The organism is Collinsella sp. CLA-AA-H167, assembly GCF_040095305.1.
In the GTDB taxonomy this organism is placed as follows: domain Bacteria; phylum Actinomycetota; class Coriobacteriia; order Coriobacteriales; family Coriobacteriaceae; genus Collinsella.
Window position 1 is genome coordinate 20,282 of sequence record NZ_JBBNGA010000004.1, and the last position, 21,935, is coordinate 42,216.

Annotated in this window: 17 protein-coding genes and 3 tRNA genes; 12 read left to right on the top strand and 8 right to left on the bottom strand. The window is 60.9% G+C overall.

What is annotated here, in order from left to right; translation table 11 throughout:
- Positions 1 to 6: 6 nt before the first annotated feature.
- From sufB to sufU, 4 genes are read left to right on the top strand one after another with little or no spacing between them, the layout of a single operon-like run.
- Positions 7 to 1,419, top strand: coding sequence for a Fe-S cluster assembly protein SufB (sufB, locus tag AAAT03_RS03785; RefSeq protein WP_117736726.1), 1,413 nt, complete (start codon positions 7 to 9; stop codon positions 1,417 to 1,419).
- A complete protein-coding gene (locus AAAT03_RS03790; RefSeq protein WP_349102634.1) occupies positions 1,419 to 2,690 on the top strand; it encodes a SufD family Fe-S cluster assembly protein in 1,272 nt (423 codons plus the stop codon). The genes sufB and AAAT03_RS03790 overlap by 1 nt, the downstream gene beginning before the upstream one ends.
- Positions 2,687 to 4,012 (top strand): SufS family cysteine desulfurase, encoded by a 1,326-nt coding sequence (locus AAAT03_RS03795; protein ID WP_206428119.1) that lies wholly within the window; start codon positions 2,687 to 2,689, stop codon positions 4,010 to 4,012. Before AAAT03_RS03790 ends, AAAT03_RS03795 begins: the two co-directional genes overlap by 4 nt.
- Positions 4,005 to 4,439 carry a Fe-S cluster assembly sulfur transfer protein SufU gene (gene sufU / locus AAAT03_RS03800; RefSeq protein WP_117758331.1) on the top strand — a complete coding sequence of 145 codons (435 nt, stop codon included), beginning with the start codon at positions 4,005 to 4,007 and terminating at the stop codon, positions 4,437 to 4,439. Before AAAT03_RS03795 ends, sufU begins: the two co-directional genes overlap by 8 nt.
- Positions 4,440 to 5,097: 658 nt before the next feature.
- On the opposite strand, the gene AAAT03_RS03805 is transcribed toward sufU, so the two are convergent.
- On the bottom strand, positions 5,098 to 5,910 hold the full coding sequence (locus AAAT03_RS03805; RefSeq protein WP_117758332.1) for a transposase: 813 nt from the start codon (positions 5,908 to 5,910) through the stop codon (positions 5,098 to 5,100).
- A gap of 403 nt (positions 5,911 to 6,313) precedes the next feature.
- Here AAAT03_RS03805 and AAAT03_RS03810 point away from each other — a divergent pair, with 403 nt between their 5' ends.
- The 5 genes from AAAT03_RS03810 (at position 6,314) to AAAT03_RS03830 (ending at position 10,875) form a co-directional block, all read left to right on the top strand.
- Entirely contained in the window at positions 6,314 to 7,048 is a 735-nt protein-coding gene (locus tag AAAT03_RS03810; RefSeq protein ID WP_006235554.1) for a nitrogen-fixing protein NifU, read from the top strand.
- Between the two features lie 18 nt (positions 7,049 to 7,066).
- Positions 7,067 to 8,071: a GGGtGRT protein gene (locus AAAT03_RS03815; RefSeq protein WP_055252290.1), complete on the top strand. Its 1,005-nt coding sequence runs from the start codon at positions 7,067 to 7,069 to the stop codon at positions 8,069 to 8,071.
- A gap of 256 nt (positions 8,072 to 8,327) precedes the next feature.
- Positions 8,328 to 9,854, top strand: a complete 1,527-nt coding sequence (locus AAAT03_RS03820) for an FAD-binding protein (protein WP_349102635.1) — start codon at positions 8,328 to 8,330, stop codon at positions 9,852 to 9,854.
- A 161-nt stretch (positions 9,855 to 10,015) separates the two neighbouring features.
- Positions 10,016 to 10,294, top strand: a complete 279-nt coding sequence (locus AAAT03_RS03825; RefSeq protein WP_197032112.1) for a BRO family protein — start codon at positions 10,016 to 10,018, stop codon at positions 10,292 to 10,294.
- A complete protein-coding gene (locus tag AAAT03_RS03830; RefSeq protein WP_349102636.1) occupies positions 10,285 to 10,875 on the top strand; it encodes a hypothetical protein in 591 nt (196 codons plus the stop codon). The genes AAAT03_RS03825 and AAAT03_RS03830 overlap by 10 nt, the downstream gene beginning before the upstream one ends.
- Before the next feature lie 83 nt (positions 10,876 to 10,958).
- Here the strand turns inward: AAAT03_RS03830 and AAAT03_RS03835 are convergent.
- From AAAT03_RS03835 to AAAT03_RS03845, 3 genes are all read right to left on the bottom strand, one after another.
- Positions 10,959 to 11,034 (bottom strand) — tRNA-Lys (locus AAAT03_RS03835).
- Positions 11,035 to 11,077: 43 nt separating this feature from the next.
- Positions 11,078 to 11,153 (bottom strand) — tRNA-Lys (locus AAAT03_RS03840).
- Positions 11,154 to 11,175: 22 nt separating this feature from the next.
- Positions 11,176 to 11,252 (bottom strand) — tRNA-His (locus tag AAAT03_RS03845).
- A 166-nt stretch (positions 11,253 to 11,418) separates the two neighbouring features.
- Here AAAT03_RS03845 and AAAT03_RS03850 point away from each other — a divergent pair.
- Together AAAT03_RS03850 and AAAT03_RS03855 are read left to right on the top strand one after the other, a co-directional pair.
- Positions 11,419 to 12,600 (top strand): aminotransferase class I/II-fold pyridoxal phosphate-dependent enzyme, encoded by a 1,182-nt coding sequence (locus AAAT03_RS03850; RefSeq protein WP_055252293.1) that lies wholly within the window; start codon positions 11,419 to 11,421, stop codon positions 12,598 to 12,600.
- A gap of 136 nt (positions 12,601 to 12,736) precedes the next feature.
- On the top strand, positions 12,737 to 13,627 hold the full coding sequence (locus AAAT03_RS03855) for an ROK family protein (RefSeq protein ID WP_271806931.1): 891 nt from the start codon (positions 12,737 to 12,739) through the stop codon (positions 13,625 to 13,627).
- Between the two features lie 115 nt (positions 13,628 to 13,742).
- Here AAAT03_RS03855 and AAAT03_RS03860 read toward each other — a convergent pair whose 3' ends face one another.
- From AAAT03_RS03860 to argS, 4 genes are all read right to left on the bottom strand, one after another.
- Positions 13,743 to 14,192, bottom strand: a complete 450-nt coding sequence (locus tag AAAT03_RS03860) for a VanZ family protein (RefSeq protein WP_117583742.1) — start codon at positions 14,190 to 14,192, stop codon at positions 13,743 to 13,745.
- Between the two features lie 7 nt (positions 14,193 to 14,199).
- Positions 14,200 to 15,600 carry a hypothetical protein gene (locus AAAT03_RS03865; RefSeq protein ID WP_349102637.1) on the bottom strand — a complete coding sequence of 467 codons (1,401 nt, stop codon included), beginning with the start codon at positions 15,598 to 15,600 and terminating at the stop codon, positions 14,200 to 14,202.
- A gap of 313 nt (positions 15,601 to 15,913) precedes the next feature.
- Positions 15,914 to 18,427 (bottom strand): transcription termination factor Rho, encoded by a 2,514-nt coding sequence (gene rho, locus AAAT03_RS03870; protein ID WP_349102638.1) that lies wholly within the window; start codon positions 18,425 to 18,427, stop codon positions 15,914 to 15,916.
- 790 nt (positions 18,428 to 19,217) lie between these two features.
- Positions 19,218 to 21,071, bottom strand: a complete 1,854-nt coding sequence (gene argS, locus AAAT03_RS03875) for an arginine--tRNA ligase (RefSeq protein WP_117757736.1) — start codon at positions 21,069 to 21,071, stop codon at positions 19,218 to 19,220.
- Between the two features lie 342 nt (positions 21,072 to 21,413).
- On the opposite strand from argS, the gene AAAT03_RS03880 reads away from it, so the two are divergent.
- Positions 21,414 to 21,899, top strand: a complete 486-nt coding sequence (locus AAAT03_RS03880) for a CarD family transcriptional regulator (protein ID WP_089572030.1) — start codon at positions 21,414 to 21,416, stop codon at positions 21,897 to 21,899.
- The last annotated feature ends 36 nt before the right edge of the window (positions 21,900 to 21,935 follow it).

Here is a 21,935-nt window from a genome sequence, read left to right on the forward strand (position 1 = left end):
GACGCAATGACCAAGAACCGCACCGAGGTCGCGGACATCGACCGCAGCCTCTACGACTTCACCTATGGCGAGGAGGGATTCGAGCGCCTGGACGCCGGCATTACGCCCGACATCGTGCGCGAGATCAGCGCCAAGAAGGACGAGCCACAGTGGATGCTTGACCTGCGCCTCAAGTCCCTCAAGATCTTCAACCGCTTCCCCGATCCGACGTGGGGCCCCTCCATCGAGGGCCTGGACATGGACAACATCGTCACCTATGTCAAGCCCAACACCGACCAAAAGCACGACTGGGAGTCGGTGCCCGACGACATCAAGAACACCTTTGAGCGCCTGGGCATCCCCGAGGCCGAGCGCAGCTATCTGGCGGGCGTCGGCGCGCAGTACGACTCCGAGCTGGTCTACCACAACATGCAGGATACGGCGTCCAAGATGGGCATCGTCTACTCCGGCATCGAGGAGGCCCTGCACGATCCGCAGTGGGAGCCGCTCATCCACGAGAAGTTTATGACGCTCATCCCGCCCACCGACCACAAGTTTGCGGCCCTGCACGGTGCCGTATGGTCGGGCGGCTCGTTTGTCTACGTGCCCAAGGGCACCAAGCTCGACTTCCCGTTGCAGAGCTACTTCCGCCTCAATGCCAAGGGTGCCGGCCAGTTTGAGCACACGCTCATCATCGTCGAGGACGATGCCGACCTGCACTTTATTGAGGGCTGCTCCGCGCCCAAGTACAACGTGGCCAACCTCCACGCCGGCGCCGTCGAGCTCTTTGTTGGCAAGCGTGCGCACCTGCGCTACTCGACCATCGAGAACTGGTCCAAGAACATGTACAACCTCAACACCAAGCGTGCGCGCGTGGACGAGGACGGCGACATCGAGTGGATCAGCGGCTCCTTCGGCAGCCACGTGGGCTACCTCTACCCCATGAGCGTGCTCAACGGCCGCCGGGCTCGCTCGAGCTTTACCGGTATCACCTTTGCCGGCGCCGGCCAGAACCTCGATACCGGCTGCAAGGTCGTACTTAACGCGCCCGATACCTCGGCAACGGTCGAGACCAAGGGCATCTCCAAGAGCGGCGGCATCCAGACGTTCCGCAGCTCTATTGTGGCGACACCCAAGGCCGAGGGTTCCAAGGCAACCGTGAGCTGCCAGTCGCTGATGCTCGACGACCAGAGCCGCTCCGATACCATCCCCGCTATGGACATCCGCGCCAAGAACGTCGACATCGGCCACGAGGCCACCATCGGCCGCATCGGCGACGACAAGGTGTTCTACCTGATGAGCCGCGGTATCTCGGAGGAAGAGGCCCGCACCATGATCGTCAACGGCTTTGCCAACCCGGTCTCCAAGGAGCTGCCGCTTGAGTACGCCGTCGAGATGAACAACCTGATCAAGCTCGAGATGGAAGGAGCGATCGGATAATGAAACAGGAAACCAACGCCGCTGCTACCACGCTCGAGCAGGTTAATGCGATGCCGGCCGCAACTTGGGGCTGGCTCAAGATGAACCAGACCAAGCTCGAGCTTTCGGACGAACTTGCCGCCGCCCCCGCCGAGGCCGTTGAGGTCGAGGGCTTGGACGAGCAGCTTGCCGGCTCGGCCGACGCCTTCGACGCCGCCATGGACGCCATGGCCGAGCGCTTCCCCGAGCGCCGCGCCTCCGCCCCCGGCGACGCTGCCGACCGTGCCCGCATCACGCCCGAGACCGAGCTCGACGTGCCCGCCACCTCTGTCTACCAGGCCGGCGCCATCAAGCTCGAGGAGGAGCTCTCCCCTGCCGAGGCCTTCGAGACCGGCATGGGCGAGGCCGCCTATGCGTATCTGACCGAGCACGCCACCAAGCGCATCGTCATCGATGTTCCCGCCTACCAGCACGCCGCCGTTACCGTGCGCGTGAGTGGCGTCGACGCAGCGGCTGCGATTGCCGCCATCGACGTCGTCGCCCGCCCGCAGGCAACGCTCGACCTCGCCCTAGCCCTGGACTCCCCCGTTGCCGGCGAGGGCGTCGTGGGCTCCGTGCTGCGTGTGTGCGCCCACGAGTACGCCACCGTCAACGTGACCTGCACGCAGACACTCGACGACAGCTGGATCGCACTCGACGACACCGGCCTGTTCCTAGACGAGGGCGCGCGCGTCAACGTGCAGCACACTGTCCTGGGTGCCGGCGCCAGCGCCACCGGCCTTGCCGGCGACCTGCTGGGCGATACCGCCAAGGTGACCATCGATACCGATTACCTGGGCGCCCGCGAGCAGGTGCGCGACTTTAACTACGAGCTGCGCCACCGCGGTCGCAAGACCGAGTGCGAGATCGACGCCAACGGCGTGCTGACCGGCACGTCCAAGAAGGTCTACCGTGGCACCATCGACCTCGTGCACGGCTGCAAGGGTGCAACCGGCACCGAACGCGAGACGGTGCTTTTGGCCAACAAGGGCGTCGACAACAAGACCGTTCCCGTCATTCTCTGTGACGAGGACGACGTCGCCGGCAACCACGGCGCCACCATCGGTCACGTCCGCGACGAGCAGCTGTTCTACCTCGCCTGCCGTGGCCTTGACCAAAACGCCGCCGAGGACCTGTTCATCCGCGCCAAGCTGGAGGACGCCGCGCTTTCCGCCACCGACGAGCGCACCCGCGCCGCCGTCGTCCGCCTAGGCAACAACCTGATCGACAACTTTGAAGAGGAGCTCGCATGATCGACACCGAGCACGTTAAATGCGATACCTGTACTGCCCCCGAGCCCATGGAGCTCGACGCCAGCGACGAGGCTTCGCGCTGCTGGCCCACCGTGGACATCGAGACCAACCCCTACAAGGGCCAGTTCCCGCTGTTCCAGCAGCACCCCGAGATCGCCTTCCTCGATAGCGCCGCCACCGCGCAGCGCCCTGCCTGTGTGCTCGACGCCGAACGCGACTTCTACCAGCGCATGAACGCCAACCCCCTGCGCGGCCTGTACTCGCTGTCCGTCGAGGCCACCGACGCCATCGCGAAGGTCCGCCAGCAGATCGCTGACCTCATCGGCGCCTCACAGGCCAACGAGGTCGTCTTCACCCGCAACACGAGCGAGTCGCTCAACCTGGTCGCTAAGAGCTTTGCGCCCACAGTGCTCGAACCGGGCGACGAGGTCGTCATCACCATTATGGAGCACCACTCCAACCTGATTCCGTGGCAGCAGGTCTGCCGCGAAACCGGCGCCAAGCTCGTCTACCTCTACCCCACCAAGACCGGCCAGCTCACCACCGAGGAGGTTCTTGCCAAGGTGGGTCCCAAGACCAAGATCCTAGCCGTGGGACAGGTCTCCAACGTGCTGGGCGTCGAGAACCCGGTCAAGAACCTCGGCAAACTCGTGCACAAGTACGGCGGCTACCTGGTCGTCGACGGCGCGCAGTCGCTGCCGCACATGCCGGTCGATGTGGCCGACCTGGGCGCCGACTTCTTTGCCTTTAGTGCGCACAAGGCCATGGGCCCCATGGGCATCGGCGTGCTGTGGGGCAAGATGGACCTGCTCAACGCCATGCCGCCCATGCTTACCGGCGGTGAGATGATCGACTCGGTTACTGAGCAGGACGCCGTCTGGGCTCCCGTCCCCGAGAAGTTCGAGGCCGGCACGCAGGACGCCGCCGGCATCTTCGCCACAGGCGCCGCCCTCGACTACCTCGTCAACACGGTGGGCTACGAAAACATCCAGGCACGCGAGCAGGCACTCGTCCACTACCTGATGGGCGAGCTCATGCAGCTCGACTTTGTCCAGATCATCGGCTCAATCTATTGGGATAACCACCACGGTGTCGTGAGCTTTAATGTCAAGGGCATCCACCCGCACGATGTCGCGAGCATCATGGACATGGACGGCGTCTGCATCCGCGCCGGTCACCACTGCGCGCAGCCGCTGCTCACCTGGCTGGGCGTCGAGAACCTTGCCTGCTGCCGCGCCAGCGTGGCCTTCTACAACGACAAGGCCGACATCGACAAGTTCATCGCCGGCCTGCATCACGTTTGGAGCACATTCAATGGGTAATCTGTACACCTCCACCACATTTATGGAGCACAACTCGCACCCCGACTATAAGTACGAGATGGATGCTCCCACGCACGAGCACGACGGCATCAACCCCAGCTGCGGAGACGAGCTCACCTTGCAGCTGCGTGTCGAGAACGGCGTGATCGAGGAGGCCTCCTTTACCGGCCACGGCTGCGCCATCAGTCAGGCCAGCGCCGACATCATGGCCGACCTCATCACCGGCGAGACGGTCGAGGAAGCGCGTCGCTTGGCAGGGCTCTTCCTCGCCATGATCCGCGGCGAACAGCTCTCCGAGGAGGACCTGGAAGATCTGGACGAGGCCGCCCAGCTCCAGGACATCTCGCACATGCCCGCCCGCGTCAAATGCGCCGAGCTCGCCTGGCGCACCCTCGACGGCATGCTCGAGGGGCAAGCAAACCAGTAGCGTATGCCCCGAATCCAAGGTTTTTGATTGCCGAGCCGCCCGATACGGGCGGCTCTGTTTTTTCTAATGAGCGCGAACGCACAAAGTCCGCGCGTCCGGCACCCCGTCTGTCATTTACCACACAGCCAGACGCGAACACGGGCGTTTTCCACAGCACCAAAGGCCTGCGGCAGGGCCACGAGCACGCCTAGCATCGTCCCATGCCCCATCCAGCTGGGCTCCGATTCGCTTCGCGCCTGCTGCAGACGGGTCCCATAGGGAGCGGCGTGCATTTTTGCGAATATTCAGCACGCCAAGCTGTGTGTATACGCATCGAAAGCGTTAATCAACGTCTCCAGGCGCATATATAGTGCGTTTTAGAACAAGCATCGTGGTCTCAGGGGCGCAAACATGAGCTTCGGGAGCGCATCGGCAGGCATAAATAGCTTCGGGGCCCGTATGTTGCAAAATTGCGACGGTAGTGGCAGTACCGCGATGCTGAAAACTCCATTTTTTGCACGGCGCAGATGGGGGTAGGCACGGGCAAACCCGGACTGAGCCCTTATTTTATGCAAGATGGCGATTGTTCTATGCATATTAAGAAGTGCAGTTGCCGCACCAAGCTTTTGAACGCTTGTTGCGGCGTATGGACGACCCCATCTGCGGCGCACAGGCGACCCTACATCACGTTTCCGCCAGTCCGCATCGCCGTCCGCGCGCGGGCACGCACAATACGAGAGACGGTACTTTTGCCAATCCCGGTATAGCGCTCAATCTGGCGCACCGTGAAACCGGCATCGTGCAATCCAAAAATAACGGTATCGCGCTGCGCCGGCGGTGCGGCTTTAACCCCGCGAAGCGGAACCCCGAGTTCCTTAGCCATCTTGCCGGCAAAGGCGTGGCGTTCCCACTCCGTCTCTTTCATATCGCCCAGCGCTGGCTCGCCGCCGTCGGGCGTCGAAAGTGAATAGGCAATAAAGCCCTCGGCAGAACCAAAGAGCTCAAGCACGCAAGAAGGATCAGAAAATCCCCTCGCGACATCAGCCGCGTCACCGTCGTAAGCGCGCAAATGCTCCGCAAAGCTGCTCCAGGGATAACGCTCGATTAGGCCAACGCCCGCCTCCTGTGGATCGGCGTGTACGGAGCGAATAGCCTCCATCACCTGCCAGTCGGTATCGAGCGAGCGCCGGTCAAAACGGTTCTGGAACAGATGACCTGTGCGCCCCGTGCGTTTATTGAACCGCCGCGCGTACGTCAAAAGCAGCCGGTGCATCGCCGCGCTCATCGCGTCCTCGTAATCTGCCAGCACCAGATGCACGTGATTGCCCATAAGACACCAAGCGATAACCGTGACGCCTGCCTCCCGGCAGCAGTCGCGCATCAACTCCAAAAACTCCCACCGGTCTTCATCGCCCTCAAAGATGAGCTGCTTGCCCGTACCGCGGGCACAGACATGGTAAAAGCCGGTAACCGTTCTCCAAACGCGCTGCATGGCGCTCCCTTCGCCGGGATCTGCTTGCCATCCAATACAGCACGATTGAAGCGTGCCATCAAAACATCCACGCAAAACAATAGACTCGCGCGGCCAAAGGCAGTAAATAGGCGGCGAACGGCACCGTTGCAACAGGTCAGCCCCTGCAACGCTTACAAGAGCTGACCAAAAGCTTGCCCAAGACGAACCCCCTCTACGGAAGTTCGCGACCACAGAACATAGAGTTAAACCGTTTCAATTTAAACTTCCGGACTTCTCGCTACGAAAACTGAGCCGTTCGCCGAATATTCCGTGCATTTCGCGGTATTATAGGGGCTGCATGTCATGTCCCTTTCGAAGGGTCGCCCGGCAATCGCCAGCCACGACCCCCAGACGGGACGCCAACACGATAGAGAGGAGAGGCATGCAGTACTCACAGGAAGTGGAGAACATGTGCCCCGTTGCCAAGGGTGCATACCACGGCCCCGCACCCATCCCCGAGGAGGGCAAGTGGGTCCAGGCTAAGGAGATTTCCGACATCTCCGGTCTTACGCACGGTGTGGGTTGGTGCGCACCTCAGCAGGGCGCCTGCAAGCTCACGCTGAACGTCAAGGACGGCATCATCGAGGAGGCCCTCGTTGAGACCATCGGCTGCTCGGGCATGACCCACTCTGCCGCCATGGCTTCCGAGATCCTTCCCGGTAAGACCATCCTCGAGGCCCTCAACACCGACCTCGTCTGCGACGCCATCAACGTTGCTATGCGCGAGATCTTCCTGCAGATCGTTTACGGCCGCAGCCAGACCGCGTTCTCCGAGGGCGGCCTGCCCGTGGGCGCCTCCCTCGACGACCTCGGCAAGGGCCTTCGCTCTCAGGTCGGCACCATGTTCGGCACCAAGGCCAAGGGCGCTCGTTACCTCGAGCTCGCTCAGGGCTACGTCACCCGCATGGCTCTCAACGACAAGAACGAGATCATCGCATTCGAGTTCCTGAACCTCGGCAAGTTCACCGACGCCGTCAAGGCCGGCAAGACCCCCGAGGAGGCCATCGCTGGCGCTATGGGCCACTATGGTCAGTGGGAGAACGCTGCCAAGTACATCGACCCGCGCACCGACGAGGAGACTCACTCCGTCGCCAGCGTGTTCCCGGTTCACGAGTAGAAAGGGAGGGAAATAACTATGACTGTTACGTTCGAAGGTTACGAGCGCCGCGCTGACAAGATCAACAAGTGCCTCGCCGACAACGGCATCGCCTCCCTCGAGGAAGCTCTGCAGATCTGCACCGACAAGGGCTTCAACCCGCGTGAGATCGTCAACAACACCCAGTCCATCGCCTTCCAGAACGCCGAGTGGGCCTACACCCTCGGTTGTGCTCTCGCTGTCAAGCGTGGCGCCAAGACCGCTTCTGAGGCTGCCGCCATCATCGGCGAGGGCATCCAGGCCTTCACCGTTCCCGGCTCCGTCGCCGAGGACCGCAAGGTCGGTCTGGGCCACGGCAACCTGGGCGCTATGCTGCTCTCCGACGACACCGAGTGCTTCGCCTTCCTGGCTGGCCACGAGTCCTTCGCTGCCGCTGAGGGCGCTATCGGCCTGGCTCTGAACGCCAACAAGGCTCGCAAGAAGCCGCTGCGCGTTATCCTCAACGGTCTGGGCAAGGACGCCGCTCAGATCATCGCCCGCATCAACGGCTTCACCTACGTGAAGACCCAGTTCGACTACTACACGGGCGAGCTCAAGGTCGTCGAGACCATCCCCTACTCCGATGGTCCCCGCGCTGCCGTTAACTGCTACGGCTCCGACGACGTCCGCGAGGGCGTTGCCATCATGTGGCACGAGAACGTCGACATCTCGATCACCGGTAACTCCACCAACCCCACGCGCTTCCAGCACCCCGTCGCTGGCACCTACAAGAAGGAGCGCCTCGAGGCTGGCAAGAAGTACTTCTCCGTCGCTTCTGGTGGCGGCACTGGCCGTACCCTGCACCCGGACAACATGGGCGCCGGCCCTGCCTCTTACGGCATGACCGACACCATGGGCCGCATGCACTCCGACGCCCAGTTCGCCGGTTCTTCCTCCGTGCCTGCGCACGTCGACATGATGGGTCTCATCGGCATGGGCAATAACCCCATGGTCGGTGCCACCGTCGCCTGCGCTGTCGCCGTCGAGGAGGCCCTCAAGGCCTAGTCGCGCCCGCGCGATGCTCACATAGTTGAGCTTTGGAGCCGCTACCTTTCGGGGTAGCGGCTCTTTTTGTTTACGCTGTCGCAGGGCAGCTAATGCCGATATATCAGTTGGGGCGAAATACGAGATGTGATGAGACGGAGCGTCAGAACGTCCATGACGCCCACCTGCCATATTTGCCCTTTACCGATTTGCCGAGTCTTTGCGGCCCCATTGCCGATCACCCATGCGACAATGCGCCGGACGAGAAAGGAATCCGATGGAATCGACTGATGTACTGGTAATTGGATCTGGCATTGCGGGCCTTTGCGCCGCCATCGAAGCGGCACGCACGGGCGCAACCGTCGCTGTGGCAAGCGCCGGCAAGACTATGAGTGGATCGAGCTTCTTCCCCGGAACCTGGGGCCTGGGGCTTATCGGACCCGTTAACGAAGACGACGAACAAGACCTCATCGATACCATCCAGACCGTTGGTGGCGGCGTCGCCGACCCCGAGCTTGTCCAGACGTTTGTCCACGGCATTCCCCAGGCAATTGAATGGCTCGAGCAAGACCTGGGCGTTGAGCTCCAGCGTCCGCAAAGCGCCGAGAGCGCCCAGCAAAAGCAGTTTATCCCCTGCTTTGACCACAAGACGCGCATGTGGCGCGGCCTCACCCGCAAACCCCTTGAGGACGCTCTGACAGCCCGGATCGAGTCGCTCGGCATTCGCCTGCTCCCCCGCCATGAGCTTATCGACCTTGTTGAGGACACGAACGGCAGAATAACCGGAACCGTGCTCTACGACCTCACCGAAAATCGAATCGTGCCCTTTGCCGCCAAGGCCACGATCATCGCAGCCGGTGGCACAAGCGGCCTGTTCGAGCGCAGCCTTACGTCGGCTGATGTGCTCAGCTCCTCGCAGGCCATCGCGCTGGCGCACGGCGCAACACTTACTAATATAGAGTTCATGCAGATGATGCCCGGCTTCATCGAGCCCAAGCGCAACCTGGTCTTCAACGAGAAAACCTGGCGCTACGTACATGTAGACCAGCCGGTAGATATTGCCGACGACAAGCTGGACGACCTGCTCGAGCAGCGCTCTGGATATGGTCCCTTCACGTCACGCTTGGCCTCCCGCGCTATCGATCTCGTCATCGATCAGACAAGTGTCGAAGGCCTGGCACTCCACTACGACTTCCCTCACGAGGATGTCCCAGAGTTTGTGCAGGCCTTTGCCACCTGGCTGCAAGACGAGCACGGCATCGCCCCGACTGACGAGATGCGCGTTGCGATGTATGCCCACGCCGCTAACGGCGGCATCAAGATCGACATGACCGCGTACACGGGCATTGAGGGCCTCTTCGCCTGCGGTGAGGCAACAGGCGGCATGCACGGCGCCGACCGCATCGGCGGCTTGTCAAGCGCCAACGGCATCGTGTTTGGGCGCATCGCGGGCGCATCGGCAGCCCAAGCAGCGCTGGACGCTCCCGAGGCGGCCGCTCCGATGGATATCGCCCTCCCTCAGTATGGCATTGCCACAACAGATGCCGAACGCCTGACACACAGCCTTAAGCACACGATGAGTACCTATTGCATGATCAACAGGACCGAAGCAGGTCTATCCAAGGCCCTGCAACAGCTTGAAAGCCTGAAAGACGAGGCAACGGCGCTGAGCAAGCCGCATGCCAAAGACAGCGAGATCGCAGCCCTCGCCCGCCTGCAATCGCAGAATCAGCTGGCAACGGAGATGGTCAAAGCCATGCGCAAGCGGACCGAAAGCCTGGGTTCGCACTATCGATCGAATTAAACTGGACACCTATCTAGAGCAGAGCACAACTAATCGATATCTATGGGCCCCGTGACCTCGAAGTAGCACGGGGCCCATTCGTGTCCGCACGGCAGCGTATCCTTATTCTGAGTACAGAGCGGGCAAAGCGCGCATAGACAATAGATCAGCGAGGAGGAGATATGGACAGTAGTGATATCGAGAAGTGGCGTGTCGAACTTGATAGCTACGCCAATGTGGAAGACGGCGTTGAGTATTGGCTCGCACGCGATTTAATGGAACCCATGGGATACACTCGATGGGAGAACTTCGCCGAAGTTGTTAAGAGGGCAAAAGTCTCGTGCGAAACAAACAAAACTCCAGTTGATTCCCATTTTCGTGACACCACGAAAATGATAACTGCCGGTGTCGCCGCTCGCGCGGTTAAAGACTACAAGCTTACGCGCTATGCATGCTATTAATCGCCCAAAACGGAGATTCAAACAAGCCAGAGATCGCGCTCGCCCAGGCATACTTTGCCGTGCAGACGCGCCGCCAAGAGCTCATAGAGCAGCGCTTCGCAGAGATTCAGCGCTTACAGGCGCGCCACTCGCTATCCGATTCAGAGAAACAGCTCTCGGGTATTGCGTTCAAACGCGGCGTGGACTCCAAAGGATTCGCGATCATCAAGTCGAAGGGCGACGAAGCGTTATTCGGCGGCAGAAGCACGGCGGAAATGAAGCAGCAGCTCGGCATACCCAAGAGCGCGGCATTGGCGGACAGGTTAGCCGATGTCCTCATCAAAGCAAAGGACCTTACGAACTCGATGACGGCCTTCAACGCCGAGGAACACGACCTGTACGGTCTGGACAAGATCAAGCAAGAGCACGTCGAGAACAACACAAGCGTGCGTGGCAGCCTCATCGACCGCGGAATTGTACCCGAGAACCTACCGCCTGCCGAAGATACAAAGAAGCTCGAACGTCGCGTGAAAGCAGACGAGAAAAAGCTCAAGGAGGGTACAGACGGATTCACCGACCCCCAGGGCAGGCTCGACTTGTAAAGCGTCTGTGCCCTTACGGGTTCAGCCTCATGCGAGGTTAATAAAAAAGACGGCCAACCGAAGTTGACCGTCTTAACAATCTTTGGTGGGCCGTCAGGGGGTCGAACCCTGGACCTTGGGATTAAGAGTCCCCTGCTCTACCAACTGAGCTAACGACCCAAAGCTAAAGTCCGTCGTAGCGGACTTTAGAGGAGATATCGTGTGGTGGGCCGTCAGGGGGTCGAACCCTGGACCTTGGGATTAAGAGTCCCCTGCTCTACCAACTGAGCTAACGACCCGATATCAACACGAAGCAAGAACTGGGGTGGGTAAAGGGACTCGAACCCTCGACCTACGGGACCACAACCCGTCGCTCTAGCCAACTGAGCTACACCCACCGTGTCCTGTGCGCTTCGCGCTCGACTATTATTGCAAGGAACGCCACGCGATGCAAGCCCCAATTTTCAAGAATTTTGAAAAGAGTTTTTCGAGACCATTTCGAGCAATTCCCACCGGTTTCATAGGAGTAAACTTGCCCCACTGCAAATGCTCGAAAGGACAAGCATGAAAGAACTCTCCAACCGTACGGCAACGTTTACCGATTCGGTCATCCGCCGCATGACGCGCATCTCCAATAAGTATGGCGCCGTCAACCTGTCGCAGGGCTTCCCCGACTTCGATCCCCCGGCGCAGCTGCTCAACAGCCTGAGCGCCATCGCCAGCGACCCCAAGCCGCTCTATCACCAGTACTCCATCACCTGGGGCTCCCAGGCCATGCGTGAGGCGCTTGCCGCCAAGCAGGAGCACTTTATGGGCATGCCGATCAACCCCAACGAGAACATCGTGGTCACCTGCGGCTCCACCGAGGCCATGATGGCCGCCATGATGACGGTCACAAACCCCGGCGACAAGGTCGTCATCTTCTCGCCATTCTACGAGAACTACGGCGCCGACACGATCCTCTCGGGTGCCGAGCCCATCTACGTGCCGCTTAACCCACCTGCGTTCGACTTTGACCGCGAGACACTCGAGGCGGCCTTCCGCGACAACGATCCCAAGGCCATCGTCCTGTGCAACCCTTCCAACCCCTGCGGCAAGGTCTTTACGCGCGAGGAGCTCACCTTAATCGCCGACCTCTGCAAAAAGTACGACGCCTACTGCATTACCGACGAGGTATACGAGCACATCGTCTACGCGCCCCACGAGCACGTCTATATGGCCACGCTGCCCGGCATGTTCGATCGAACCATCAGCTGCAGTTCGCTGTCTAAGACGTACTCCATCACCGGCTGGCGTCTGGGCTACACCATCGCCCCGGCCCAGATCACCGAGCGCATTAAAAAGGTCCACGACTTCCTCACCGTGGGTGCTGCCGCTCCCCTGCAGGAAGCTGTCGTCACCGCCCTCAAATTCGACGACAGCTATTACCAGGAGGTCCTCGACCTCTACACCGCCAAGCGCGACCTATTCTGTCAGGGGCTCGATAGCATCGGTCTTGAGCACAACGTGCCGCAGGGCGCCTACTATGTGATGATGGATATCTCGGAGTTTGGCTATGACAGCGACCTCGACTTCTGTGAGGATTTGGCCTCCAAGGTGGGCGTGGGCGCCGTTCCGGGCTCGAGCTTCTTCCGCGAGCCCGTCAACCATCTGATTCGTTTCCACTTTGCCAAGCGAGACGAGACGCTCAACGCTGCGCTTGAGAACCTCAAGTCGCTACGTGATAAAATCAACCCGCGCGGGTAAGGACGGTCAGTAACTAAAGGCACTAAAGAAACCTCGTGAACCCGTTGGGCCATGAGGTTTCTTTTTATAGCGACCTCATTCATTTTTTAGAGCGCTATACTTTAGTCACGGAGCAACTCGTCCAGAGAGGAATACTATGGCAGAGCAGCAGCTTATCGGAGCGCTCGAGGCCGGCGGCACCAAGATGGTCTGCGCCACGGGCTATGCAGACGGCACGGTCCTGGAACGCGAGCAGATTGCGACCACGACCCCGCAGGAGACCGTTGAGGCCGTCAACGCATGGTTTGCCGACAAGGACATCGCCGCGCTGGGCATCGGCGCCTTTGGCCCCACCGCAGTCAACCCTGCCTCGTCCCAATACGGCAAGATCCTGGAGACGCCCAAAACGGCATGGCGCTACTTTGACCTGCTGGGCACCATCCAAAACGAGCTCAATATTCCCTGCGGCTACGACACCGACGTCAACGTCGCCTGCCTGGGCGAGGTCACCTTTGGTTGCGCCCAGGGCCTCACTGACGTGGTGTATCTGACCATCGGTACCGGCGTGGGCGCCGGCGTGCTCTCGGGCGGTAAGCTCGTGCACGGCATGATGCATCCCGAGGCCGGTCACATCCTGGTCACGCGCGACCCGCGCGACACCATCGGCGAGCACAGCGGCTGCCCCTTCCACGACAACTGCCTCGAGGGCCTCATCGCCGGTCCCGGCGTCAAAAAGCGCTGGGGTGGCAAGAGCGCCGGAGAGATGGCCGATGACCCGGAGGCCATGGACCTGCTCGCCGGCTATCTGGCGCAGGCGCTCATGACCTACATCCTGTGCTACGCACCGCAAAAGATCGTCATCGGTGGCGGCGTGGCCGACCACACCCCCATCGTGCCGCTCGCGCGCAAGAAGTGCGCCGAGATGCTCAACGGCTACATCGTCACGCCCGAGATGGCCGACATCGATAACTACATCGTCAACAACAGCCTCGAGGGCAAACAGGGCATTATGGGCTGCTTGGCCCTGGGCGCTCAGGCGCTTCAGTAGCAGACGCACCCACAGGGCGTGGCGCGCCCGGCAAATCCGACCTACGGAACGACGCCGCCACACCTCATATAAGCCCTCCAATAAAAAAGGCCGCCTAGGACCAAACAATGCGTCCTTAGGCGGCCTTTTTGGCGCACATCAGCGACCGTAAGAGATATCGGAGCACAACGCCCGTTGCCGCTCCACAGCAGTCGATCATCACATCGGTGATCATGCCGGCGCGTCCCGGCACAAAGAGCTGAATCGTCTCGTCGATCGAGGGAATCAGCAGCAGGAACACTGCCGTGGGCAGCAGCACGTCAAAGGTGCGTCGGCCCTCAAAATCAAAGGCGTGCGTTGCCAGGATGCCGAGCACCAAATACTCGGTAAAATGCGCGCACTTACGAACAACAAAGTTGGTCACCCATTCATATGGAAGTCCCACGCCGTGCAGGAAACCGCGGATAGCTTCCATGACCGTTAGGCTCAGTGAGCCCGACCCCGAGCCGGGAACCAGCGAATTGCCCCAGATCAAGAGCGCCATCAGGCAGGTTACGACCGCCCATTTTCGATTGATCTTAACCATGCAGAAGTTATGCCTCCGCGCGGAGCGGCGCGAAGCTGGCGGTACCGCCCTCGATAACGCTCAGATAGGCACGGCCCGTACGCTTGGCGGTAGAGGACTGCAGGCGCTCGATCTCTTCCTCGAGGATCTGATTGACGCGCTCGTGACGACGATTTTCCATAATGCCGGCGGCAATAACCTCGGCTCGCTCGATGCCCTCGCGCGAGATACGGGCGGTATCCTCGGGGAACACAGCGCTGTGACGGCCGACATAGGCGGGTGCAGCAGGCTGAGGGGCAGCGACGGGAGCGGGAGCTGCAACAGGAGCAGGCTCGTCGATCTCGTCCAGAATCGCGGTGGCAGCGGCCCACATGTCCTCGTGGCCCGAGTAATCGGCCATGGGGACATCAACCTCGAGCGAGGCATCCGGAAGGTCGCCGGTGTCGATGCGATCTTGGGCATCAATCGATGCGGTGATGGCTGCAGGCTCATCGAGGTCATCGAGATCGATGTCCGCGGCACCGAAAATGATAGGCATGCTGGCGAGGTTTGCGTTGTACGGCGCAGCCTCAGCCGCCTGTTGCTGGGCAGGAGCGCCCCAAAGCGAGCTTTCGGCGGCACGGCGGGCGGCAACGGCCTCCTCGTCCGCGGTCATGGCTTCATCAACGTACGAATTATCGGCAGAAGCGTTCACGTCCGCCGAGGTGGCGCTGCAGGCGTTATTGGCTGCCGCGTTGGCAACGAGTGCCACAAAAGCCGCCGTGCTGCCCGCAGGGGCGGCCTGGGAGCCAGACACGGCGCGTGCCGCGGCGGCGATGTCGTCGCGATTGAAGGAGCCGGTCTGCCCGCCGTTGGTGAGCTCGTCGATGGCGACTTGATAGACGTCGCGCGAGCGCGCAGGGTCGCAGCTCACCGGCGAATCGTCGTCGAGCATACTGTCGATCATGGACCAAGCCTCGGCCTCGTCCATGGCATCTGCGGCTCGAGCGATGGTAGGGACACCATCATCGGCATGACGGCGCTGGAACGCACCAGTCAGGCCGGAAAGGAATGCCGAGGTAGACTGCTCCGACTGAGCCTGAGAAGCAGAAGCCGCAGCGTACGGAATCGCATCCTGCTGCTGAGCTGGAATCGAGGCGGTCTTGAACTCGCTTTGATGCTGATTGAGATTGGCGGCACCGCCCATGGCATCGGGCTGGAACAGACGCTCTTCACGCTGCGCACGATACTCGGAGATACCCAGCGAGGCGGCATAGATACCCACGCCCGCCACCGCGCCCACGGCGAAGGGAACTGCACCCGCCACGACCGTCTCGTTCACCGACGAAAACGGCAGCGTCGCGGCATACATAACCACGGGAGCGGCAAGGCCGATCCCGCACGAAAGTCCGGCAAGGACTGCTCGTTGTGTTGCATCAGAAGAAGCCATGAGCTCTCCCCATCTTCCAGCACCCAAATCGCATCATTCAGTTGGCTGCGCGAGAGAAGATGAAGCGGGGCTATGCCCCAAAGCAACGGTATATGGTTCGTTTCATCTGCGTTTTCCGTCGCGAAGCTTAAAAGTTATTATGCGAAACCGTCCTGTCGATTGCAAGTGACGATGTCGGATTGAAACGGGAAACCTGCTGCTCGTCGGTCTTACGGTCAAAAATAAGCGCGGAGCGGCGCAATGGAAAGGGGCCGAGGCTCAAAGCCCCGACCCTTTATCGCATTGATGACTATCGCAGCGCGTGGATGACAACCTAGAACGTCTGCTCGTAGTCGCTGTGTTTTTTGGCCGAACGCACCAGGAACTCCTGGTTGGTGTTGGTGCCCTTCAGACCCTTGATAAACGACGCCGCCGCACGCTCGGTATTGTTCATGCCGGCAAGAATGCGACGCAGACCAAAGACAAACGGACGCATCTGCTCGTCGACCAACAGGTCCTCGTTACGCGTACCGGAGGCAACGGGGTCGATAGCCGGGAAGATGCGGCGGTCGGCCAGGTCGCGGTCGAGCTTAAGCTCCATGTTGCCGGTGCCCTTGAACTCCTCGAAAATGACCTCGTCCATCTTGGAACCGGTGTCGATGAGGGCAGAGGCCAGGATGGTGAGCGAGCCGCCGTTCTCGATATTGCGGGCTGCACCCAGGAAGCGCTTGGGCGGATACAGTGCCGCCGAATCGACGCCGCCCGAAAGGATGCGGCCCGAGGCAGGCGCCGCCAAGTTGTAGGCGCGGGCGAGGCGCGTGATGGAGTCGAGCACCACCACGACGTCGCCACCCAGCTCTACGATGCGCTTGGCGCGCTCGATGACGAGCTCTGCCACGCGGGTGTGGTTGTCGGCAGGCATATCGAAGGTCGACGCCACAACCTCACCCTTGATGGAACGCTGCATATCGGTGACCTCTTCGGGGCGCTCGTCGACGAGCAGGCAGATGAGGTGCACCTCGGGGTTGTTAATCGAGATAGACTGGCAGATCTTCTTGAGGATCGTGGTCTTGCCGGCCTTGGGCGGGGACACGATCAGGCCGCGCTGGCCCTTGCCGATCGGTGACACGATGTCGATGGCGCGACCGGTAATAGAGTCCTTGCCGTGCTCCATGCGCAGCGGCTCGTTGGGATAGACCGGGGTGAGGTCGCCGAACTTGGGACGGTTGCGAATCTGCTCGGGGTCCAGACCGTTGACGGTCGTGATTTTGGCGAGGCCGGCGCGCTTGTCGCCGCCGCGCGAAGGACGCAGCGAGCCCTCGATGACGTCGCCCGTGCGCAGGCGCGCGGAGCGGATGAGGTAGGCGGGCACGAAGGCGTCGTCGTTGGACTTCATGTAGCCATGGGCGTGGATGATGCCGGAGCTGTCCGGGCGAATCTGCAGAATGCCCTTGATGTCGCGGAAGCCCTCGGCCTTCGCAGCGGTGACGTAGATTTCCTCGACGAGCTCGGCCTTCTTCTTGCCGGTCGTCTCGATCTCGAACTCCTTGGCCTTCTCGCGAAGTTCGGCAACCTTCATGGCAGCGAGCTCCTCGCGCGAAAGCGTAGGCTCGGTGGGAGCGGCATTACGCTCCTTGTTGCGTTGCTTGCGATCGCGCTGGCGGTTGCGACGGTCGTTGTTGCGCTCGTCCTTGCGCTCGTTGCGCTCCTCGTTGCGCTTGTGCTGGCGACGGTTGGGGCGAGCGCCGTCTTCGCTCTCGGCGGGGGCGGCACCATCGGTTGCGGTGGTGTCAACATTGGCCGCAGCGGCGTCATTGGCCTCGGCGCCAGAATCAACCTGCGCTTCGACATCAGCATGCTGCTCGGCGGCCTTGGCCTTAACGGACTTCTTGCGACCGCGCTTGGGCTTCTCGGATGCAGGCTGTTCGACGTCCTGGGGCTCGGCGGCATCAGTCGATACATCGGCGGTCGTCTCGGTGGAATCCTCGGACGCGCCCTTCTTGGCAGCCTTAGCCTTGGACGTGCGCTTAGCAGCAGTGCGACGCCTGCGACCGGGACGGACGTCGGCGGGCTCGGCATCGGCAGAAACGGCCTCGGAAGTCGTAGCATCCTGGACGGGTTCATCGGCAGCAGTTGAGGACTTGGCGGTCGCCGCAGCATCCCGAGCGGCGGCGGCTGCGGCTGCGGCCTTCTCGGCCTCGACAAAGGCCTTAGGCTTGCGACCGCGACGGTGCGGGCGCAAAGCCGGATCGACAACGGGAACTTCGCTGGCCTCGACAGGCGCAGCGGGCTCAACAGACGATGCACCCTCCCCTGCCGCGGAACGGACCGAAGTCTCAGTGGGCTCGGGGACTACCTGTTCCGCAACCTGCTCGGCCTTAGCAGCCGTGCGACGGCGTGTGCGCGGTGCCAGCTTCTCGGTCGGCTGGTCGGCGGCAGGAACCTCGGTGGCGGCAGGGGTCTCGAGTACAGACGGAGCTGCAAGCTCGGTCAGAGCCGCGGCCTCGCGCTCGGCAGCACGACGGCGGGCGCGCACCACCTGAGCCTCGCTAATCTGCGCCAACGCACGTGCCTGCGCGACCTCATCGGAAATCGGCGCCGAGGAGTCAGCTGCAACGGTGAGCTTGGCGCGCGTCGTGCGCGTGGTACGGCGCTTTGGCTTGGTGACCTCCTCGCCGTCAGCGGCAGGCTTGGCCGTGCGGCGCATGCGCTTGGGCTTTGCCGGAGCAGCCTTAGGCGTCTCAGGAGCCGAGGCTTGAGCGGGCGCCGCGACCTGGTCCGACGCAACCGGTGCAGCGGGAGCGGCCTGCGTCGTCGTTATTTCGTTTTCTTGCTGTTGATCAGACACAGTGTTTGCTCAACTTTCTTTTCAAGCCCTGTGATCACATGCTCCCTGCATAAACCTTCAGGGCGGCTAAACAGTCTAGTTCCGTTCAAAACGACGGACATCATTGATCTGTATCGAGATGATTGCGTCAACTACGCAGCGTTAGTGTAACACAACCGCCGCCACCTGCAACTTAGTCATTGGGGACGTTCTTAAACGACTAGTCATCAGGGACACTCCTCCTCAAAAGCGCCTTGAAATGTCGCGCCAGAGGAGTGAAGCCGTGGCACCCGGAATAGCCGCGCCACGAATCGCGCCCATCTACTACGTTTGCACCCGAGCCCCTGACCATACCCTTGTTTTTTTCATAAACAACGAGTCTGCTACCTGCGGTTTTAATATCGTACTTTTCGGCATGGTTCGGGATATGCGTCCAAACGTAGGAGATGAGCACGATTCGCGGCGGACGGTATCCCACCACCCCTCCGCGAGACGAAAATGATCCATTTTCCTCCGTCCCCAAGGGACAATTTTCAAAACTACGCCGGATTACGGGGCCAGAATGCTGCAAGCCAACCATACCCTGCATTTTCAAGAAACAATAAACCGTCTAGCTGCGGTTTTATTTTCACTGCTGTCGCTATGGTCGCCAGGCAGCGATTCAGCCCCGTAAACCGGTATAGTTGCGATTTGGTAGCATTTTCCAACACGCCTAAAAGCCCCGCCAAACGAAAAAAGCCCGACCTCCGCATGGAGATCGGGCTTATAGGGTTCAGCAAAGCCGAACCTACACGGTCAAATGACCCGTAGCTTACATCTGCTCGGGCGCGGAAACGCCAACGAGGGTGAGCACCAGGGCGAGCGTCACGCGGACGGCATCGCAAGCGGCCAGACGGGCACGCGAAAGCTCGGGGTCGACGGGACGGCCCTCGCTCGGCAGCACCTGGCAGGCAGCGTAGAAGCTGTGGAAGTCACCGGCGAGTTCCTCGGCAAAGTGGGTCAGACGGAACGGGGCGCGATCGCGAGCACAGCTGGCGATCAGGTCGGTGAGCTCGTTGAGCTTGCGCGAAAGGGCGAGCTCGGTCGGGTCGGTCAGCAGCGAGTAATCGACGTTCTCACCGATGGCCTTGGCGGCAACGGCCTTCATGCCCATCTCGTCGGCCTGCTCGGCGGTAACGTCGGCGGCACGGCGCAGGATGGAGCACACGCGGGCGTGAGCATACTGCACGTAATAGACCGGGTTGGAGTTGTCGCGCTTCTTAACGGCCTCGATGTCGAAGTCGACCATCTGGTTGGAGCTCTTGGAGATGAGCGTGTAGCGAGCGGCATCGGAGCCAACCTCGTCGACGAGCTCCTGAAGGGTCACCATGGTGCCCTTGCGCTTGGACATACGGACGGGCTTGCCGTTACGCAGCAGGTTGACGAGCTGGCCCAGTAGAACCTCGAACTTGCCGGGGTAACCCAGAGCGTCGCAGACGCAGCGGACGCGCTCGATGTAACCGTGGTGGTCGGCGCCCCAGATGTCGATGACGTGGTCGACGCGCTGGAACTTATCCCAGTGATAGGCGACGTCGGAGGCGAAGTAGGTGTACTCGCCGTCGGACTTGATCAGGACGCGGTCCTTGTCGTCGCCCAGATCGGTGGAGCGGAACCACAGGGCGCCGTCCTTGGTGTAGAGGTAGCCCATCTTGTCGAGCTTCTCAAAAGCGCGGTCGACGGCGGAGGTGCCGGCGGTCTCGCCCTCGGTGTCCTTCACATACAGCGAGCGCTCGGAGTACCAACGGTCAAAGTCGCAGTTGACGGCGTGGCAGAGGTCGCGCATGTTGTCGACCATCTTCACGTAGCCGCGCTCACGGAAGCTCTCCATACGCTCCTGCGGATCGGCGTCGACCCACTTGTCGCCGTCGGTGCGCCAGAACTCGGCGGCCTCGTCGATGATGTAGTCGCCGCCGTAAGAGTCCTTGCCCAAGGTCTCGGCAAAGTTGTCCTGATACGGATGGGTCTCGGGGTGCTCGTCGTTCTCGTCGGCAACAAAGGCGTCACGGTCGGCGATCAGCAGCTTGTGAGCCTCGTCGATATCAACGCCCTGCTTGGCGATGATGTCGGCAAGCTGCATATAGCGCGTGCTGATGGAGTTGCCGAAGGTGTTCATCTGAGAGCCGTGGTCATTGATGTAGAACTCACGCTGGATGTCGTAACCGGCGTGGTCCATGACGCGGCAAAGGGAGTCGCCCAGAGCGGCCCAGCGGCCGTGACCAATGTGCATGGGGCCGACGGGGTTGGCGGAAACGAACTCGACCTGGGTCTTCAGGCCACCACCGACGTTGGACTTAGCGAAGTCCATGCCCTTCTCGCGAGCCTCGCCAAAGATGGCATTCTTGACGGCAACGGAGAGGTAGAAGTTGATGAAACCGGGGCCTGCGATCTCAACCTTCTCGATCGCGGGATCCTCGGGCATATGGGCAACGATGGCCTCGGCGATCTTGCGCGGGGCGCAGTGGGCCAGCTTGGCGGACTTCAGGGCCATGGTAGAGGTCCACTCGCCATGAGAAGTGTCAGCCGGTCGCTCGATAGCGCAATCGTCAAGTTCAAATGCGGAAAGGTCGCCGGCCTCCTGGGCCGCAGCAAGCGCAGCGCGTACCAGCTCTTCAATCTTCTCGGGCATAGATCCTCCTTGTGTTAAAGCCCCCGAGCTCTTGGTCACTCGTAGGGCAAAAGCCAGAGTTTGTAGCACTCTATCACAAGCGAGGGGCACTGTCGCAGGGTAAAGCCAATCGAAATTGCATATGCACAAAATTGACTACAGCTTGTATGGAGTCACTCAAAGATGCCGGTCTGCCTGCAGATTATGCACGCGTTGAAAAAGCATAAAGGTGTGAATGAGCTGTGTCTTTTATCGAATACTCTTACCTATCAGAGTTGTGTGCTTTTCCTGCATAAAGCGAGGATTTGCGCACGTCAGCGTGTTATTCTAGACATACGTAAATTCGTATAAGTTGGAGGTAGCATGTTCTCAATCGGTCAACACGTCATTCATCCGGGTCAGGGAGTCTGCACCGTCGTCGGTTTTAGGGACGACACGCCGCAGCCCATGTTGTTGCTCGAGGCCAAGCAAGGGCATGCGCAGACGATCCTTATGTACCCCGTGGCGCAGGCCGACCGTCTGCATGCCGCCATCTCTCAGCAAGATGCCGAGCATCTGCTGAGCCACTATGACGAGCTGGAGTGCGACACCTTTACCGAGCGCAACAGCTCGCTTGAAGAGACACACTTTAAGCAGCAGCTCAAGCTGGGCGCGCCCGAGACGGTCCGCGTGGCAAAGACCATGATGCACCGCATTCGCCAGGCCGAGGAAGCCGATAAAAAGCCCAGCTCTTACTATATGCGTGTACTCAAGGAAGCCAAGCGCCGCTCCATCGAGGAGTTCGCCGTGGCATTGGGCGTCACCGAGGAGGCCGCCGAAGCCCGCCTAGCCCAAGCCGCCCTCAACTAACCCATCCGCGCCAAAAACCACCACAAAGGGGACAGG